The sequence below is a fragment of the Escherichia sp. MOD1-EC7003 genome, assembly GCF_002965065.1.
Taxonomy (GTDB): domain Bacteria; phylum Pseudomonadota; class Gammaproteobacteria; order Enterobacterales; family Enterobacteriaceae; genus Escherichia.
Genome location: NZ_PTRE01000193.1, coordinates 1 through 406, shown reverse-complemented (window position 1 = coordinate 406; position 406 = coordinate 1). Strand labels below are relative to the sequence as shown.

1 pseudogene is annotated in these 406 nt (G+C 46.3%); it reads left to right on the top strand.

Annotated elements, in window-relative coordinates:
• Positions 1 to 360: pseudogene (locus A7090_RS26320) on the top strand (hypothetical protein); the annotation flags it as partial.
• Positions 361 to 406 lie beyond the last annotated feature (46 nt).

Genomic DNA, 406 nt, shown 5'->3' with positions numbered 1-406 from the left:
GGACATTATTTTTGTAGAGCCGGAGGAAACAGACCAGACGGTTTAAATGAGCCGGTTACGCATATAAGGTCACTCGGATGGGATTTTATCGGTCGTGTCAGGGGAAATATCCAGATGCAGCTGGACAGCAAAGGTGAGTGCTGGTTCAGGCGTCAGGAATTACAGGCCAGAAGCAAACCAGAATATCTGGGGACGGGTACACTTGCCCGTTCGGAATATGCCCGGTGTGATGGCCATTTTTATTTGCATAAAAAAGAGCCGAAAGGCCGGAAGAATCGCCGCTCACGTTGCCGCATAGAGCGTAAATTCCCAAATAAAGGATGGACGTTCTTCGGCAAAAGAAACGTGGCTTATCTTTAGCAGTACGAATGACTTTAAACCTCGGAAAATAATGAAATTTAAAAGC